Raw genomic sequence first — 16,614 nt, forward strand, 5'->3', positions numbered from 1 at the left:
GCATTCATGCAGAATTGTCAATATTAAAAGGATAAGGATATATTATTTTTACAAAATATGTTAAAATGAGTACATTATAAAGGAGTTTTGTCATGAAAAATAAACATCAGCTACAATCAGAAAAAACATATCAGGCATTTATCGATGCAATCATGGAAATAATCGCAAAAGGGGATATTGAGAAATTTACCATCCGCTCTCTTTGCAGCAGTCTGGGACTGTCTCCCAGAACCTTCTACCTATATTTTAAGAATAAAGACCATGCGATCCTGCAGTGCTATAGCACGCATGAAGAGGAACTGCTGAAGCAGATTCTGGAAGCGCAGAAGGAGGCCGCAGATCCTCTGGACAAGGTACTTCAAATATTTGACGCAAAAGTCATTGTCTCCTTGAAGTTCGCAAAACTGGGAAGAGAGTTATACGTCTGCGCCTTGCATTATTATGATGAGAATCTGTTTGATGATACCATTCCGCTCTATGTGAAGGTAAAAGAAGCCTTGGACGAATGCGTGGAGAAGAAATTGTATTCATTCAATGAGGATACCAGGACGGTTGCATGGGAACTGATCGACTTTTCCAGGGGGATTGTCTTCGACTATTATCTGAGGCAGGAGAGTTATGATTTAAGGTCTGTTTCGGCAAAACGGATGAAACGGTATTTGGGGACGTTTATAGAAAAATAAGGATGATTGATTTCGTGTTATAGATGAAAAAAATATAACGCGCCATCTATTCCCTTTTTCAATAAATGGAGTGCATGAAATGTGCTAAGATTAATTTAGAGCGGGCAAGTAATAACCATTGACTCCCGCATACGGACAAACACTTCACACAGGGGGGAAGAAGATGGAAAGAATATACTTTGATAATGGCAGCACATCCTGGCCAAAGGCGCCAAAAGTCGCAGAGTCTATGGCGAAACTTCTGACGAATGGCGCGTTCAATATCAACCGGGGCAACTATGAAGGCGCATATGAAGTAGCTGGAATTGTACTGGAGACCAGGGAGCAGCTGAAGCGGCTGTTTCATGCCGCGGATTCAAGAAGCGTAATATTTTCCCCGGGCGTTACCTATTCCCTGAACTACTTTATTCAGGGATTCCTTAAGAGCGGGGATCATGTAATCGTGACCGGAATCGAGCACAATGCAGTGATGCGCCCTCTTCACCAGATGACGAGACGGGGCGTGACGTATGACGTTGCTCCTGCGGATGAGCAGGGGAATGTAAGCGTAGAAGAGATGGAGAGGCTGGTTAAGCCGCAGACAAGGGCAATCATCGTCTCGCATGCGTCCAATGTCTGCGGAACCGTCGTGCCTATCCGGGAGATTGGGGATCTGTGCCGCCGGAGGCATCTTATTTTTGCGGTAGATACGGCACAGACGGCCGGCACGCTTGATATAGACATGCAGGAATGCGGCATTGACTTCCTGGCATTTACCGGGCATAAAGGACTTCTGGGGCCCCAGGGGATCGGCGGGTTTCTGATATCCGAGGAACTGGACCGCCAGATGCAGCCCTATATTGCAGGCGGAACAGGGAGCCAGTCGGATTCCTTCGAGATGCCGGATAATCTGCCGGACAAGTATGAGAGCGGGACAATGAATCTGCCGGGAATAATTGGGCTGCATGCTGCGCTGTCTTATCTTGAAGAGACGGGGATAGAGAAGATTCACGCCAGGAAGATGGAATTGACAGAGTATTTTCTGGAGAATATAAAGGAACTGCCGGGAATCCGGATTGCCGGAAGGCCAGATGTAAGGCAGCGCGTAGCCGTGGTGTCTCTTGACTTTCAGGCTGGCGATAACGCAGTCGTGGCATTTGAACTGGAGCAGCGGGCAGGAATTATGACGAGAGTCGGCCTTCACTGCGCGCCTTTGGCCCATCAGACGCTGCGTACATTTCCACAGGGTACGGTGCGATTTGCATTTAGCGCGAGCAACACCAAAGAGGAGATTGATATTTGCATTCAGACACTGCGTGAACTTGCCTGATGAAGATATAGATAAGATATAGATAATTTAAATAAGTATGGATAATGTTGGGAATTAACAATAGCCCAATCCGGCAGGTTTCGTTGTCCTTGATAGGAAAAAATGGTACGGTAAATACAGTCGAACATTGTAAAAATCAAGGAGGACGATAATATGGACAATAATCACAAGATGTGGAGCGACCTGGGCATGAATCTGGAACTGCATGACCAGTTATGCGAAGTACTGCCGCAGGCATTTGGGGATGTTTTCTTATCACAGGAGAACAGGCCGGAAGGCATGGATTACTATAACATGGTTGTGGCGGATATCCACGGAATTCGGCCATCGGAACTGATCGAACATCAGAACAAGGGCGGAAAGGTCTTCGGAACATTCTGCGTCTATGTGCCGGATGAGGTTATATTTGCGGCGGACGCGATCGCGACAGGCCTGTGCGGAGGCTCTCAGTTCTGGGTTCCGGGAGGAGAGAAAGTGCTACCGACGAATACCTGTCCGCTGATTAAGGCATCTGTCGGCGCAAGGCTTGACAGAACCTGCCCATTCTTCCGGATTGCGGATATGTACATTGGCGAGACGACCTGCGATGGAAAGAAGAAGGCATGGGAGATTTTAAGCGAGGATGTGCCGGTCTATGTAATGGATCTGCCTCAGATGAAGCGTGCGAAGGACGTCAAGGCATGGGCTGAGGAGATCGGGGCGTTAAAAGAAAAGGTAGAAGAGTTTACCGGAAATAAGGTGACTGCCGAGAAACTTGCCGAGAGCATCAAGCTGATCAACAATAAGAGAAAGGCTCTGGAGAGGCTCTATAACTGCCGCAAGAGCGATAACCTTCCGATCAGCGGCACGGATGCCCTGGTAATTTCCCAGATTGCATTCTACGATGATCCGGCCAGATTCACGCAGATGACCAACAAGCTCTGCGATGAGCTGGAACAGAGGATACAGGACGGCATAAGCGTCGTTCCGGCAGGTACGAAGCGAATCATGCTTACGGGTACGCCGCTTGCCATCCCGAACTGGAAATTACATAATATCGTCGAGACCAGCGGCGGCGTGATCGTCTGTGAAGAGATGTGCACAGGCACGCGCTATTTTGAGAACCAGGTAGATGAGACCAAGGAGACGGTGGAAGAGCAGATCGAGGCAATCGCAGAGCGCTATATGAAGATCAACTGCGCATGCTTCACCCCGAACAGCGGAAGAATCGATGATATCCTGCGCCTTGCGAAGGAATATAAAGTGGACGGCATCATTGACGTGAATCTGAAGTTCTGCAACCTCTATGATACGGAAGGCTATTTGGTAGAAAGGGCGATGAAAGAGGCAGGCATTCCGGTACTTGGAATCGAGACAGACTATACAGACAGCGATGCGTCACAGCTTCGTACAAGAGTAGGAGCATTTATCGAGATGCTCAACAACAGATAATAAGTAAACAAAAAAGAGGGGATTGCCAGATGCAGCAACTACAGCATTATGTGCTGTTTCCAAACCACGACAATGGCATGCGTCTCTATAAGGAATTAAAAGCGCTGGGAGTGCGGGCGGTCATATCCCCCACTCCCAGAACTGCCAGCAAATGCTGCGGAATCTCGCTGATGGTGGAGGAAGAAGATCTGGATACCATCCAGTCCTGCGCCAAAGAGCGCGGCATCGAGATTCTGAAGATCGCGGCAGTGGAGCGCGACTTGAATCCGAAAAGGGACCGGTATTGCTAGATATGGCGGTATCTTGACGTTATCTTGACGGGCCTGCATATTTGGAGTAATATGGACAGGACTGAATCAGAACGGGAGATATCGCTATGGAATTACAGAAAGGCCGCCCGGCATCTTTGGAGGGGCGGGAAGAAAAAGAAATTAAAGTATATGATCTGCTGGATCGTCTTGGCATAGAATATTTTAGGACGGATCATAAGGCAGCAGGCACGATCGCGGACTGTCTGGAAGTAGACCGAGTGCTTGGAATTACGATCTGCAAGAATCTGTTCCTGTGCAATCGGCAGAAGACAGCGTTCTATCTGCTGATGATGCCAGGACATAAAAACTTGCGCACTAAAGAACTGTCCGCCCAGATCCCAACATCCAGACTGTCCTTTGCGTCCGGAGAGGATATGGCCAAGTATCTGAACGTGCTGCCTGGCTCCGCGACGGTCATGGGACTGATGAATGACACGGAGAACCATGTGCAGCTGCTGGTGGATGAAGAGATATTCAAAGATGAATATGTAGGCTGCCATCCATGCGTGAACACATCCAGCCTGAAGATCCGTACGGAGGATGTGTTTGAGAAGTTTCTGGATGCAGTGCATCATGACTATATAACCGTAACACTAAGCGATGATTCCCCTCAATCTTGAGGGGAATTATTTTTATCCATCATGTAGAAGCTGATCATCAGGTGCATCATGGTCTCATAGTCTTCCAGTGAGGAATTAGTCAATTCCTCGATCTTGTTAATCCGGTACAGGAGAGTATTCCTGTGGATGTGCAGCAGTTCTGCCGTTTTCTTTGTGTTTCCCAAATGAAGAATATAAGCCTTGAGCGTATCCAGGAATTCCGTGGAATGCCAGACATCATAATCCATGATGGCCGTAATGACCGGAGAGAGGTAGTTGCTCTTTGGCATCTGCTCGATGCGCGGCGTCAGGATGGCGGGCAGATAATAATCCTGATAGTAATAGATCCGGTATTTCTGACCGGGCCTGCGGCCCAGTTTTAGCGCATCCTCGGCCTGAATCTGGAAGTTTGATGTATCCAGCAGGTCATAGAACAGGTTGCTTAAGCCGCAGTGGGCGTTGAACTTGCTCAGGATATGGTTGAACTGACGCTCCGAGGCTTCTGCGTCCTGCTTAAGGCTTAGTTCATATTGCAGGATGTAGAGGATGTTGTGCTGGATCATCGCCAGCTGGTAGGGGAAGAACTGGAGGATGGATTTGCGTATGTAGGAAAGCACGTTCTTCTCCTGGGTGGATTCTGTACTGATGGCGGCAATCCGGTAGGGTGGAGTGGGCAGATATCCCATGTCATTGGACCACAGTTTCAACTGCCTGGGGGTCTTGATCCGGTTGTTCATCAACTCTCCGATAAACAGTTTCTGATAAGTATAATCCATGCTGCTTTCAGAGTCGCTTTTAAAAAACAGGCTGCAGGTGTGCATGATAAGTTCCATGGCCTTCATTCGGTCCGGCGTGATCTGCCCCCTGGTGCACTGCATTGTCACGTAGCCTTCCACGATTCCATTTACCTTGATAATGCCTTGGATCTTAGGGTACAGCCTGTTCACCTCTCCCCAGTCGATCACATAGGGGGCCTCCATTTCATTTACGGACTGCATGATCCCTTCGTTATAAAGTCCGACAACCATATCCGTCTCATACCCCTTATGTTCCAGAAGATAGTCCCAATAGTAGTCCCCGGTCTTTACCTGAGGAGCGATGCCAAGCAGGTTGTACATGATATCAACAGCAAGTACGGGAACGCCTGTGATGTCATTGGCAAGTTCCATCAGTTTCTGGATATTGCCGCTGGGCAGCAGCTGAAACATTCGTTCATAAAGTTCTAGAAAATCGATTTTGTCTTCCATCTGTCACCTCCTGTTTCATAAGAAAATCCATTGTAAGATATCACAACATAAGGAAACCTATAAAAGCATTATATAAAATGGAAAGAAGAAAATCCATAGAAATCCAGGGTAAATTATACAAATATGCAGGATGAGCACCAGGTTATTCAGAAATACTGCAAAAAACATACAGAGGACAAAACATTGTGCAACTGCCCAAAAATATACGGCTTGTTTTTGAATGCTGCCTAATGTACAAGGAGTAAAGTCGTTATATAATTAACAAAAAGAAAGAGACAATAAGGAGGTCGAGATTATGTTTGATTTGACAGGTAATGTTGCGGTAGTTACGGGTGCATCCGTAGGGTTGGGACGCCAGTTCGCACTGGCATTGGCGCGTCAGGGAGCCGATGTAGCCATTCTCGCAAGAAGGAAAGAGAAACTGACGGAGGTTGCAAAAGAGGTGGAAACGCTGGGCGTCAGATGTCTTCCGGTAGGATGCGACGTGACGGACGTAGCGCAGGTACAGAATGCGGTGCAGGCAGTTCTGGATGCATTCGGCACCGTGGATATTCTGGTCAATAACGCAGGAGGCGGCTCCTGCATCCCGCTGGAGGAACTTCCGGAAGAGGAGTGGAGAAAGGTGCTTTCTCTGGATCTGGATGGCTCCTTCTACTGTATGAAGCATTTCGGCAAGGTCATGCTTGAAAAAGGATATGGACGGGTGATCAATATCGCTTCGATTCTCGGAAAAGGCGGATTGAAGGAACTTCCTGTTATAGCCTATGCATCGGCCAAGGGCGGAGTCATCAATATGACGCGCCAGGCAGCGATCGAGTGGGCGACAAGGGGAGTTACGGTCAATGCTCTCTGCCCAGGCTTCTTCGCATCTGAGTCCAATGGGCCGGAGGCAATGGAGTCTATGAACGACTTTATCTGCAACCGAAGCGCAATGTGCCGCCCAGGTAAGGAGGGAGAACTGGATTCCTCCATCGTATTCCTGGCTGCCAGGGAATCCAGCTATGTGACAGCAGCGATCCTGACCTGTGATGGAGGATGGACAGCAGTCTAGAGTGTTAGGCGCAAGGTCGGACGACGGCGGTTTAAAAGGAATGTGAACCAGATTAAAAAAGATTCAGAAAAAGGAGATAAAATATGACAGGGAAAATGAAAGGTTATGGAGTTGTAGTGCCGTTTAAGGAATTCGGGCCGGTGGAAGCCGAGATTCCACAGATCGGGCCATTGGATGCCCTGGCAGAGCCGGTAGCGCTGGCGGCCTGCTCATCCGATCCGCACCAGGTACATGCCGGGCTTCCGGCAGGACTGATTCTGGGCCATGAGGTAGCGGCAAGAATCGTAGAGGTCGGTGCAGAAGTAAAATGCTTCAAGCCGGGGGATGTGGTAGCGGTAGGCGCTGTGACGCCGGATTACCTGACACCGGAAATCCAGGACAATCTGACCCAGCATAGCGGCGGGCAGAACGGCGGAATGAATTGGTGCGTGTTTGAAAATGGCACCTTTGCGGAATATTTCCGCATCCGTCAGGTAGACTTAAATGCCTGCCCGATACCGGAAGGGCTTTCTTATGAACATGCGGTAATGGCAGCGGATATGTGTACCACCGGATTCCATGGGGCGGAACTTGCGAATATTCAATTCGGAGATACGGTAGTCGTATGCGGCATCGGCCCGGTAGGACTTATGGCAGTCGCGGCCAGCGCCCTTCGCGGAGCGGGACGGATCATTGCCATCGGCAACCGCCAGAATACCATTGACCTGGCTAAAGAGTATGGCGCGACAGATATCGTGAAGTATAAGGATGGCCCGATTGACGACCAAGTAATCGAACTGCTGGGAGGAAAGCAGCCGGATGCGGTGATCACGGCAGGCGGTAATGCAGATTCCTTTGCAAGATGCATTAATATGGTGAAGCCAAACGGCTATGTGAGCAACTTAAATGCGCAGACCTTTGATGCAGTGATTCCCAATGCCTATACGTTGGGCTTCTGCAGCCATAAGCACATCAACGGAGGCTTATGCCCGGGCGGAAGAAGGCGGCTTGAGAGACTGTTCGCGCTGATGACGGCAGGACGCCTGGATCCTACTAAGCTGATATCCCACCGGTTCCATGGATTCGAGCATATCCAGGATGCGTATGACCTGATGGCATTCAAAGAAGATCACCCGGAGGTAGTGAAGCCGATTGTATTTATCGATTAATGAAATATAAAGGATATAGGAGAACGCTATGAGTTACGATTATAAAAAATTATGGCAGCCGATTAAAATCAACAATATGCGGCTGAGAAACAGAATCATGCTGTCTGCCATGGGAACATTTACGCCTATGCAGGACGGCACGGACAGCGAGGAAGGCATCCGCTATTATGAGGAGAGAGCCAAGGGAGGCGTGGGCCTGATTATGACGGGCGCCATGTTCCTGAACGAGAAGACAGCTCAGGGTGGGCCTACCCTTGCCCTTCATTCTACGAGAGCCATCCCGAAGGCTACCGTCATGACGGAGCGGATACATAGATGGGGCGCCAAGGCCTGCCTTCAGCTTAGCTGCGGTACAGGAAGAAACGGAATGCCGGACATCGGCGAGCGGGTGCCGATCTCGTCTTCCGCCAATCCATCCTTCTATAACCCGGAGATGATCTGCCGCCCATTGGAGACAGAGGAGATCAAGGAAATTATGAAGGACTTTGCCAATGCGGCTCAGTTTGCGGTAAATGCCGGATTCGACGCGGTAGAAGTACACGGGCATGCCGGGTATCTGATCGATCAGTTCATATCCCCGCAGTGGAATTCCAGAACGGATGAATATGGCGGCTCCTGGGAGAACCGGGTACGCTTTGCCACGGAGATCGTAGATTCTATCCGCAGCGTGACAGGGCCGGGATTTCCGATCATCTTCCGCATATCCCTGGACCATATGTACAAGGGCGGACGTACCCTTAAAGATTCGATGCCGATTATCGAACTGCTGGAACAGGCAGGCGTGGATGCCCTGGATATTGATTCTGGCTGTTACGAGACGATGGATTATATCTTCCCGACCCGCTATACTGGGGAGGCGTGCATGGCCTATGTCTGCGAGGAGGCAAGGAAGCATGTAAACATTCCGATCATCAATGCCGGCAATCATTCTATGGAGACGGCCGTAGATCTGCTGGAGTCCGGCAATGCGGACATCATTAGTTTCGGACGCCAGCTGATCGCGGATCCGGAATTCCCGAACAAGCTGAAAGAAGGACGGCGGGAAGATATCCGCCCATGCCTTATCTGCAACGAGGAATGTATCGGACGCATTTTCGGAAGGCTGACCCAGTTGTCCTGTACGGTCAATATCCAGGTGTGCCAGGAAGGCGCAACACAGATTGAAAAACTTCCGAAGCCGGGCAGGAAGGTGGCGGTCATCGGCGCAGGCCCGGGCGGCCTTGAGGCGGCCAGGGTGGCAGCATTGCGTGGATGCGACGTGACTGTCTATGAAGCCTCCGACCGGATTGGCGGAACCTTTGGGGCGATTGCGACGGCACCGTTTAAGAAGCGGATCCGGGAACTCATTACCTGGTACGGCGTGCAGTTAGAGAAACTGGGCGTATCCATTCGGCTGAATACGAAGGTAACGCCAGATACGCCGGCGCTTGCCGTGGCGGATGAAATCTTCGTGGCAACAGGCTCGGTTCCATTCGTTCCAGCCATCAGCGGCATGGAAGATGAGAAGGTCATGGACGTGACCCAGGCGCATATCTGCGGCGTGAAGGGACAGAAGGTGGTGATCTGCGGCGGAGGCCTCTCCGGATGCGACGCTGCGCTGGAACTTGCTATGGAAGGAAAGGATGTTACCATTGTGGAAATGATGGATGCCTGCGCCAGGGATGTCATGAGCATCAACAAGATCAGCATTGACCGGATGCTGGATGAATACAAGGTCAATATCCTGACCGGCACCAAAGTGACAGGAATCACGGAAGAAGGCGTAAAAGTAGAAAATGCGGACGGCAGTTCTCAGATCCTTCCTGCGGAGACGGTAATCACGGCGTTTGGCCAGAAGCCGAACAGCGAACTGGCAGAGACGATTGCAGACAAGTATCCGCTTAAGACGACGTTGATTGGCGATTGCCAGAAGGTTGCAAAGGCCGGAAACGCAATCCGCGAAGGCTTTTATGCGGCCATGGCGCTTCAGTAAGTCCAGGGAGGGCATTGATATGGCGAAAGAGACGAAATTTTTCGGATATAAAGCAGCAGTCGGGGCCTTTCTGGTAATATTCGCCAACCTGGGAGCCTGTACGACCCTTGGAACCTTTATCGCCACGCTGGCAAATTACAGCGGCCATTCCGTAGGCGCGGTCGGGCAGATTGCCACAGTCAATACGATCTGCAATATTGTACTAAGCGTAGTGGCGTTAAAGGCGCTGGGCAAGCTGGGCGCCAGAAAGACTATGCTGATATCCGTAATCGCCTGCGCGGCGCATATGATATTCTATACGTTTGTCACGCCGGGGGCAAATCCCCAGAGCCTGATATTCATGTATATTGCGGGAGGGCTGGCATCCTTTGCCATTACCTTTGGAACCCATGCGGTATGCTCTTCCGTTATCGCAGAATGGTTCGTGGAGAAACGGGCCCAGGTGACTGGAATGGTGCTTTCCGGCGCAGGACTTGGCGCGGCAGCATGGGTATTCCTTGCGGGCCAGCTCTTCAAAGTGACGGACTATAAGAACTGCTATCGGATATTTTCCTGCCTGGTCCTGGTAATCGGATTGCTGGCGGTGCTTCTCCTGATCAAGAGTCCGGAACAGATGGGACAGAAGCCTCTGGGCTGGGAGAAGGCTGCAGCAGGCGAGACAGAGGAACTGCCAGGGGTATCCTACAAGGAGGCAGTAAAGTCAGGGTCTTTCAAGGTGCTGATCTTAGCGCTTCTTTTTTCTACGGTAGGCGGGTCCGCATATCTGGCCTATGCGCCTACCTGGTGGCAGATGAATGGCATGACAGCCACCAATGCGGCTAACTGGAATGCCGTGTACCTTCTGCTGGCAGGATTGCTTCTTCTGGTTGCCGGCAGCATCTCGAGCAAGCTGGGGACGGGCGGATTTGTCATCTATGTCTGTATGGCATTTATCCTCACCTTCGTCTGCATGGTGCTCTGGCCCATCAGCGGGGCGACGTACCTGATGGTGCTGACCGTCATCTTTGCGGCAGCCGCTTATCCGGTGTGTGCCAGCATACCATCCTTCGTAGGAACGGCGGCCTTCGGGCCAAAAGAGTTTGGCCAGATATCAGCCACGTTGATGATCGCAGTATACATCGGCCAGGCCATCGCCTCCCCGGTTATGGCGCTTCTGCTTGCGACAGAAGGCGGAATGGGCCTTGCATGGAAAGTGTTCGCAGTGACGACGGCCATTGGAATGGTATTGCTTCTTATGGCGCTTAAGATGTCTCCTGTTAAGGAGAAAAACTAAATTTGGAGGAAATAAAATGGGATATGAAATGTTATTTACCCCTTTTAAGATAGGGAAAATGGAAGTCAAGAACCGCCTGGTCATGTCTCCTATGGGGACCAACTCGGCATTTACCAACGGGCGCAAGGATGCCCAGGAAATCGATTACTTTATTGAAAGAGCCAAAGGCGGCGTGGGAATGATCATTATGGGATGCCAGCCCTTGAATGAAGAGATCGCACAAGGCTCTATGGAAGGATACATGGACTCCTTTAGCGTGCTTCCTGCGCTTACAAGCGTCTGCGACGGCGTGCACCGTTATGGTGCCAAGATCGTATGCCAGTTAAGCTGCGGTACCGGGCGCAACGCATTTCCGGATACTTTTGGCAATCCCCCCATGTCGGCATCTGCCATTCCTTCTGCATTCAATCCCGATGTACCATGCCGGGCCATGACCAAGGAGGACATTCAGAAGGTGATGGATGGATTCGCCTTTGCGGCGGGCGCGGCAAGGGACGCGGGATACGATGCGGTGGAGATTCACGCCCATGCCGGATATCTGGTGGATCAGTTCATGTCTCCGGTATGGAATAAGCGGACGGATGAGTACGGTGGAAGCCCGGAGAATTACGCGCGGTTTCCAAGAGAGATCATTCGTGCCATCAGAGGCGCAGTGGGGCCGGATATGCCGATTCTGTTCCGTATTTCCCTGGATCATCGGTTTGAAGGCGGCCGCACGCTTGCGGACAGTATTCCGTTGCTGAAGCTTCTGGAGGAAGAAGGGGTAGACGCGTTCGACATTGACGCAGGCTGTTATGAGACGCTGGATTATATCTTCCCGCCATCCTATCTGGGAGAATCCTGCATGTCCTACGTGACAGAAGAAGCCAGGAAGGCAGTGAAAGTGCCGCTTCTTAACGCCGGAACGCATAACCCGGATACGGCGCTGGAACTTCTTGAGAGCGGCAATGTGGATCTGGTGATGATGGGGCGCGCGCTGATTGCGGATCCGGAATTACCTAACAAGTTGATGGAAGGCCGCAGGGAAGATGTAAGACCTTGCCTGCGCTGTAATGAAAATTGTATCGGCCGGATCTGGAACCGTCATACGAAATTAGGCTGCTCCATCAATGTGCAGGCCATGGAAGAAGAGCGTTTCCGTCTGGAGAAGACAGATTCTCCCAAGGAGGTCGTAGTGATCGGCGGAGGCCCCGGCGGTATGGAGGCGGCCCGGGTGGCAGCACTTATTGGACATAAGGTAACCTTGCTGGAACGCTCGGAGAAGCTTGGGGGAGTCATGGGCGAGATCTGTACAGCGAAGTTTAAGAAGAATATCAAAGAACTGACCAAATGGTATCTGGTGCAGCTTCAGAAACTGGGCGTGAATGTGCGCCTGAATACGACGGCCACGGCAGACGACCCGCTGCTTGAGACATGCGACCGGATTATCATAGGCTGCGGCGCGGTTCCGGTAGTCCCTCCGATTCCGGGAATTGACGGAAAGAATGTTATCAGCATCCTGGATGCGCATCGAGATCCAAAGCTGATCAAGGGAGATCATATCGCCGTATGCGGCGGCGGAGCATCCGGGTGCGATGGCGCGCTGGAGATCGCGGAAGAAATGGGCAAGAAGGTAACCATCATAGAGATGCTTCCGGAATGCGCGAAAGATGCCATGTTTATCAATAAGATATCCTTGTTTAACGCATTAAACCGTAATCATGTAGAGATGCTTACAGATACCAAGGTAGTCTCTGTGCAGGCAGATGGCCTGACGCTGGAGAAGAAAGACGGAACTTTGGAAACGCTGAAAGCAGACACGGTCATCACTGCATTTGGCATGAAGCCGGACCTTACGACGGTGGATGCCATCAAGGCCAAATACCATACGAAGACGAGAGTTGTTGGGGATAGCAATAAGCCGGGAAAAATCGGCGATGCAGTGCGGGATGGCTTCTATGCGGCATCCAGCCTGTAAGATACGGTAGGACTAACAAGAATGGAGGAAAGTTATAATGAAAAATTATTTTGACCTGACAGGAAAATATGCGCTGGTAGCCGGAGCGTCTTCCGGCATCGGAACCCAATATGCCAAAGCGCTGGCCAGCCAGGGTGCGGCAGTGGCAGTTGCGGCAAGACGGAAGGAACGCCTGGAAGAACTGAAGGCAGAGATTGAAGCCATGGGCGGAACCTGTATCGCCGTAGCATGCGACGTGTCCGATGAAGACAGTGTAAAAGCCTGTGTGGCAGAGGTGGAAAAGGCCTTTGGGCGAATTGATATCCTGGTGAACAATGCAGGCATCAATATCATAAATGAGTTCAGCGAATTTTCAACGGAAGACTGGGATAAGGTAGTCAATATCAATCTTCGCGGGCAATTTATCATGAGCCGGGAAGTATGCAAGCTGATGAAGAAGCAGAATTATGGAAAGATTATCAATACGGCATCCGTAGGCGGCTACGCCGGCGGCGCTGCCCAGATTGCCTATTATGCCTCCAAAGGCGGCGTGGTGAACTTCACCCGAGCGCTGGCTTCTGAACTGGCGCCCTATCATGTGACGGTCAATGCCATCGGGCCAGGCGTATTCGACACAGAGATGACCCACGACTCTCTGGATGGAGACTTTGCCAAGTATCTGGAAGGCCGCGTGCCACTTGGAAGATGGGGAAAAGATGGGGAACTGGATGGTGCGCTGATCTACTTTGCGTCCGACGCATCCAGCTACTGCACAGGCCAGACGCTGTATGTGGATGGCGGCATGGTCTGCGTGCTATAGACACGCACTGGCGCGAACAAAAAGAATCTGTATATTGAATCCCTTACGGGGCGGGCGATCCTTGGATTGCCCGCTTTTTTTGCTATCCAAGGCTGTCTTTTTGTGAATGGCCATGATATAATTTGATAAATCGGGTTTAACTATTGTACCAGGAGGCATATCATGAATAGCAACCAATTATGGCAATTTAAGACGATTGCGGAGTGTGGAAACATTACCAAAGCGGCAGAATTGCTTTTTATAACGCAGCCTGCCTTAAGCACGGCGCTGGGCAAACTGGAGGACGAACTTGGGCGGCCGCTGTTTATAAGGGAAGGGAGGAATCTTTCCCTGACCGAGGATGGCAAAGTGCTGCTTCATTATGCGCGGATTGTCACCGATGCCATTGACCGGGCGCAGGAGCATTTCCGAGCGAAGAATGAGACCCAGTCCATCAATCTGTACCGTATCGGCGGCATTGCTGCAAACCTGCTGACGGAAGGCTGTTTTAATATTGAAGGGTGCAGGCTGAACGGCATATTGGTATCCAACAAGGATCTGGCAAGGATATCGACATCCGGCATAGCCGATCTGATTATAGCGGACGACAGATATATGAACAGTGTGACGCACAAATATGAGGAGAAGGAACTTCTTTATCATCAGCAGCTGATTCTATCCGTAAGAAAAGAAGATCCGCTGGCCAGATTCGACCAGCTGGATGTACAGGATATCCAGGGACTGTCTATGCTGGGGCATGTCAATCCGCTGGGATTTGCGTCCTGGATATCTGAGATCAAGCGGGACAATCGCTGTGATTTTGTTGAAGAGGTGGCGCTTGATAATATGACCTATTTTGCGGAGCGGGACAGACTTCCGTGGCCGGTATTCATGAGTTCCTTTGGGATAGGGACGGAAAGAGGCCGGGATTATTTTTCCCGCAGAAAGAGCATCAAGGTCAACGGAACATATACGCAGAGGGATATTTACCTGTGGTACAGCCGGAAGAACGGCAAGAATCTGAAACCAATGGTTGACAAGATAAAGGAGAATGCCGCAAGGATATTGGAGATGGACCGCAAGTCAGGGTTTTTGTAAGGGAGAATTGTAAAAGGACTCGGCTAATGGACTGGCGGATCTATAATTTTGCGGCGAGGCTACATAGAGGAAGAGAAATGAGTATAAAGATTATGTCGGCAGAAGAAGCCGTAAGGATGGTAGAATCTCAAAAGACGCTGTGCTGCGAGGGATTTGTAGGAGCCGCGCTTGCGGAGGAACTTCTGATAGAACTTAGAAACCGCTATCCGGAAACAGGAAGCCCCAGGAATCTGACGCTTTTATATGCGGCAGGCCAGGGAGATGGAAAAGAGCGGGGATTGAATCACCTCGGAGAGGAAGGGCTGCTTAAAAGAACGGTAGGCGGACATTGGAATCTGGCAGGAAGGCTGCAGAAACTGGCGCTGGAAGAGCGGATGGAGGCTTACAACATTCCCCAGGGAGTGATAGCCCAGATGTACCGGGATATTGCAGCAGGAAGGCCGACCATATCCCGTATAGGGCTACAGACATTTGTAGATCCAAGGGTTGACGGAGGCAGGCTGAACAGCGTTACAGAAGAAGAAATCGTTCATTTGCTGGAGATTGACGGAGAAGAATATCTGAAATACGACCATCTTCGTCTGGATTATGCATTTATCCGGGGAACTTATGCGGACGAGCGGGGCAATATTTCTATGGAAAAAGAATGCTGCGACCTGGGAGTGCTTGCTATCGCGGAGGCAGTGAAAAACTGCGGAGGAACCGTATTCGTCCAGGTAGAAAAGGTAGTGAAGACCGGAACGCTGGATCCCCGCTATGTGCGGATTCCCGGCATGCTGGTGGACGTCGTGGTTCCGGTGAAGGATCAGAAGAATCATATGCAGACCTTCCACACCCAGTATGAACCCGCATTTTCCGGTAAAGCGGCTGTGTCCGGGGAAGAACAGGATACTCTTGCGGCAGGCGTCCGCAGGCTGATCGGAAGGCGATGCGCCCTGGAACTTGCTAAGGATACTACCGTGAACTTGGGGATCGGGATGTCGGAGATTGTAGGGGCAGTGGCCTGGGAGGAAGGAATTGGACAGGAGATGACCTTTACGATAGAGGGAGGGCCAGTCGGGGGAATTGCCATGTCAGGCATGGATTTTGGAGCAATGGCAGGGCCAACGTGTATTATAGACCAGGCATCCATGTTTGATTTCTATGACGGCGGCGGCCTGGACGAAGCATTTTTGGGAATGGCGGAATGCGACCGCCTTGGAAATATCAATGTCAGCAAGTTTGGCTTAAGAATCGCGGGCGCTGGAGGATTCATCAATATCAGCCAGACGGCCAGAAAGGTCGTGTTCTGTGGCACGTTCACAGCCAAAGGACTGGAAGTGGAGGCCAGGGATGGAAGGCTTATAATCCAAAGGGAAGGGCAGATCAATAAGTTTGTGAAGAAGGTGCATCATATGACCTTCAATAGCGGGCTGGCAAGAAAGCGAAAGCAGGAAATACTGTATATTACCGAACGTGCCGTATTTGAGATGACGCAGGAAGGAATCATGCTGACGGAGATTGCCCCCGGTATTGATCTTCAGAAGGACGTGCTTGATCATATCGAGTTTGCGTGTGCGGTGAAAACGGATCTAAAACGGATGGATGAGCGCATTTTCCGTGAAGAGAAGATGGGGATAAGACTGGATTGAAAGGAAGAGTGCATTAAAGAGGATACCAAAAATAAAATTTATGCTTCGATAAATTTTAGAAAGTGTTATTTTTCCTGGAGTTATGGTACTGTTTAACAAGAGTGTTTAAGAAATCTATGGAGGATA

General features: G+C 50.6%; 14 protein-coding genes. 13 read left to right on the forward strand and 1 reads right to left on the reverse strand.

Features of this window, described 5'->3' with window-relative positions; all coding sequences use genetic code 11:
* Window positions 1-92 precede the first annotated feature (92 nt).
* From K0036_RS02800 to K0036_RS02820, 5 genes are all read left to right on the forward strand, one after another.
* Window positions 93-683 carry a TetR/AcrR family transcriptional regulator gene (locus tag K0036_RS02800; RefSeq protein WP_025645429.1) on the forward strand — a complete coding sequence of 197 codons (591 nt, stop codon included), beginning with the start codon at window positions 93-95 and terminating at the stop codon, window positions 681-683.
* A 163-nt stretch (window positions 684-846) separates the two neighbouring features.
* Complete coding sequence (locus K0036_RS02805; RefSeq protein WP_220430695.1) at window positions 847-1,992, forward strand: aminotransferase class V-fold PLP-dependent enzyme; 1,146 nt, start codon at window positions 847-849, stop codon at window positions 1,990-1,992.
* A 153-nt stretch (window positions 1,993-2,145) separates the two neighbouring features.
* Complete coding sequence (locus tag K0036_RS02810; RefSeq protein ID WP_220430696.1) at window positions 2,146-3,423, forward strand: double-cubane-cluster-containing anaerobic reductase; 1,278 nt, start codon at window positions 2,146-2,148, stop codon at window positions 3,421-3,423.
* Window positions 3,424-3,452: 29 nt separating this feature from the next.
* Window positions 3,453-3,713, forward strand: a complete 261-nt coding sequence (locus K0036_RS02815; protein WP_025645426.1) for a DUF3343 domain-containing protein — start codon at window positions 3,453-3,455, stop codon at window positions 3,711-3,713.
* Window positions 3,714-3,799: 86 nt separating this feature from the next.
* Window positions 3,800-4,354, forward strand: coding sequence for a prolyl-tRNA synthetase associated domain-containing protein (locus K0036_RS02820; RefSeq protein WP_220430697.1), 555 nt, complete (start codon window positions 3,800-3,802; stop codon window positions 4,352-4,354).
* On the opposite strand, the gene K0036_RS02825 is transcribed toward K0036_RS02820, so the two are convergent.
* Window positions 4,345-5,580, reverse strand: a complete 1,236-nt coding sequence (locus K0036_RS02825; protein WP_220430698.1) for a PucR family transcriptional regulator — start codon at window positions 5,578-5,580, stop codon at window positions 4,345-4,347. The genes K0036_RS02820 and K0036_RS02825 overlap by 10 nt on opposite strands.
* A gap of 295 nt (window positions 5,581-5,875) precedes the next feature.
* Here K0036_RS02825 and K0036_RS02830 point away from each other — a divergent pair, with 295 nt between their 5' ends.
* From K0036_RS02830 to K0036_RS02865, 8 genes are all read left to right on the forward strand, one after another.
* The gene (locus K0036_RS02830) at window positions 5,876-6,631 is read left to right on the forward strand and encodes an SDR family NAD(P)-dependent oxidoreductase (protein WP_220430699.1); all 756 of its coding nucleotides are present in this window, start codon (window positions 5,876-5,878) and stop codon (window positions 6,629-6,631) included.
* An 83-nt stretch (window positions 6,632-6,714) separates the two neighbouring features.
* On the forward strand, window positions 6,715-7,779 hold the full coding sequence (locus tag K0036_RS02835; RefSeq protein WP_227060479.1) for a zinc-binding dehydrogenase: 1,065 nt from the start codon (window positions 6,715-6,717) through the stop codon (window positions 7,777-7,779).
* 28 nt (window positions 7,780-7,807) lie between these two features.
* Window positions 7,808-9,751, forward strand: a complete 1,944-nt coding sequence (locus K0036_RS02840; protein WP_220430700.1) for an NAD(P)/FAD-dependent oxidoreductase — start codon at window positions 7,808-7,810, stop codon at window positions 9,749-9,751.
* 19 nt (window positions 9,752-9,770) lie between these two features.
* A complete protein-coding gene (locus tag K0036_RS02845; protein WP_025645414.1) occupies window positions 9,771-11,024 on the forward strand; it encodes an MFS transporter in 1,254 nt (417 codons plus the stop codon).
* A gap of 16 nt (window positions 11,025-11,040) precedes the next feature.
* Complete coding sequence (locus tag K0036_RS02850) at window positions 11,041-12,981, forward strand: FAD-dependent oxidoreductase (protein ID WP_220430701.1); 1,941 nt, start codon at window positions 11,041-11,043, stop codon at window positions 12,979-12,981.
* 37 nt (window positions 12,982-13,018) lie between these two features.
* Window positions 13,019-13,780 (forward strand): SDR family NAD(P)-dependent oxidoreductase, encoded by a 762-nt coding sequence (locus K0036_RS02855; protein ID WP_220430702.1) that lies wholly within the window; start codon window positions 13,019-13,021, stop codon window positions 13,778-13,780.
* A 162-nt stretch (window positions 13,781-13,942) separates the two neighbouring features.
* The gene (locus tag K0036_RS02860) at window positions 13,943-14,857 is read left to right on the forward strand and encodes a LysR family transcriptional regulator (RefSeq protein WP_025645410.1); all 915 of its coding nucleotides are present in this window, start codon (window positions 13,943-13,945) and stop codon (window positions 14,855-14,857) included.
* A 77-nt stretch (window positions 14,858-14,934) separates the two neighbouring features.
* Window positions 14,935-16,488 carry an acyl CoA:acetate/3-ketoacid CoA transferase gene (locus K0036_RS02865; protein WP_220430703.1) on the forward strand — a complete coding sequence of 518 codons (1,554 nt, stop codon included), beginning with the start codon at window positions 14,935-14,937 and terminating at the stop codon, window positions 16,486-16,488.
* Window positions 16,489-16,614: the final 126 nt, after the last annotated feature.

The sequence above is a fragment of the [Clostridium] scindens genome, assembly GCF_019597925.1.
In the GTDB taxonomy this organism is placed as follows: domain Bacteria; phylum Bacillota; class Clostridia; order Lachnospirales; family Lachnospiraceae; genus Clostridium_AP.

Bases quoted from the DNA above. Each gene is read 5' to 3' on its own strand.
- K0036_RS02850 (WP_220430701.1), top strand. From the start codon at position 11,041: ATGGGATATGAAATGTTATTTACCCCTTTTAAGATAGGGAAAATGGAA.
- K0036_RS02820 (WP_220430697.1), top strand. From the start codon at position 3,800: ATGGAATTACAGAAAGGCCGCCCGGCATCTTTGGAGGGGCGGGAAGAA.
- K0036_RS02825 (WP_220430698.1), bottom strand. From the start codon at position 5,580: ATGGAAGACAAAATCGATTTTCTAGAACTTTATGAACGAATGTTTCAG.
- K0036_RS02855 (WP_220430702.1), top strand. From the start codon at position 13,019: ATGAAAAATTATTTTGACCTGACAGGAAAATATGCGCTGGTAGCCGGA.
- K0036_RS02860 (WP_025645410.1), top strand. From the start codon at position 13,943: ATGAATAGCAACCAATTATGGCAATTTAAGACGATTGCGGAGTGTGGA.
- K0036_RS02865 (WP_220430703.1), top strand. From the start codon at position 14,935: ATGAGTATAAAGATTATGTCGGCAGAAGAAGCCGTAAGGATGGTAGAA.
- K0036_RS02835 (WP_227060479.1), top strand. From the start codon at position 6,715: ATGACAGGGAAAATGAAAGGTTATGGAGTTGTAGTGCCGTTTAAGGAA.
- K0036_RS02845 (WP_025645414.1), top strand. From the start codon at position 9,771: ATGGCGAAAGAGACGAAATTTTTCGGATATAAAGCAGCAGTCGGGGCC.
- K0036_RS02805 (WP_220430695.1), top strand. From the start codon at position 847: ATGGAAAGAATATACTTTGATAATGGCAGCACATCCTGGCCAAAGGCG.
- K0036_RS02810 (WP_220430696.1), top strand. From the start codon at position 2,146: ATGGACAATAATCACAAGATGTGGAGCGACCTGGGCATGAATCTGGAA.
- K0036_RS02800 (WP_025645429.1), top strand. From the start codon at position 93: ATGAAAAATAAACATCAGCTACAATCAGAAAAAACATATCAGGCATTT.
- K0036_RS02815 (WP_025645426.1), top strand. From the start codon at position 3,453: ATGCAGCAACTACAGCATTATGTGCTGTTTCCAAACCACGACAATGGC.
- K0036_RS02830 (WP_220430699.1), top strand. From the start codon at position 5,876: ATGTTTGATTTGACAGGTAATGTTGCGGTAGTTACGGGTGCATCCGTA.
- K0036_RS02840 (WP_220430700.1), top strand. From the start codon at position 7,808: ATGAGTTACGATTATAAAAAATTATGGCAGCCGATTAAAATCAACAAT.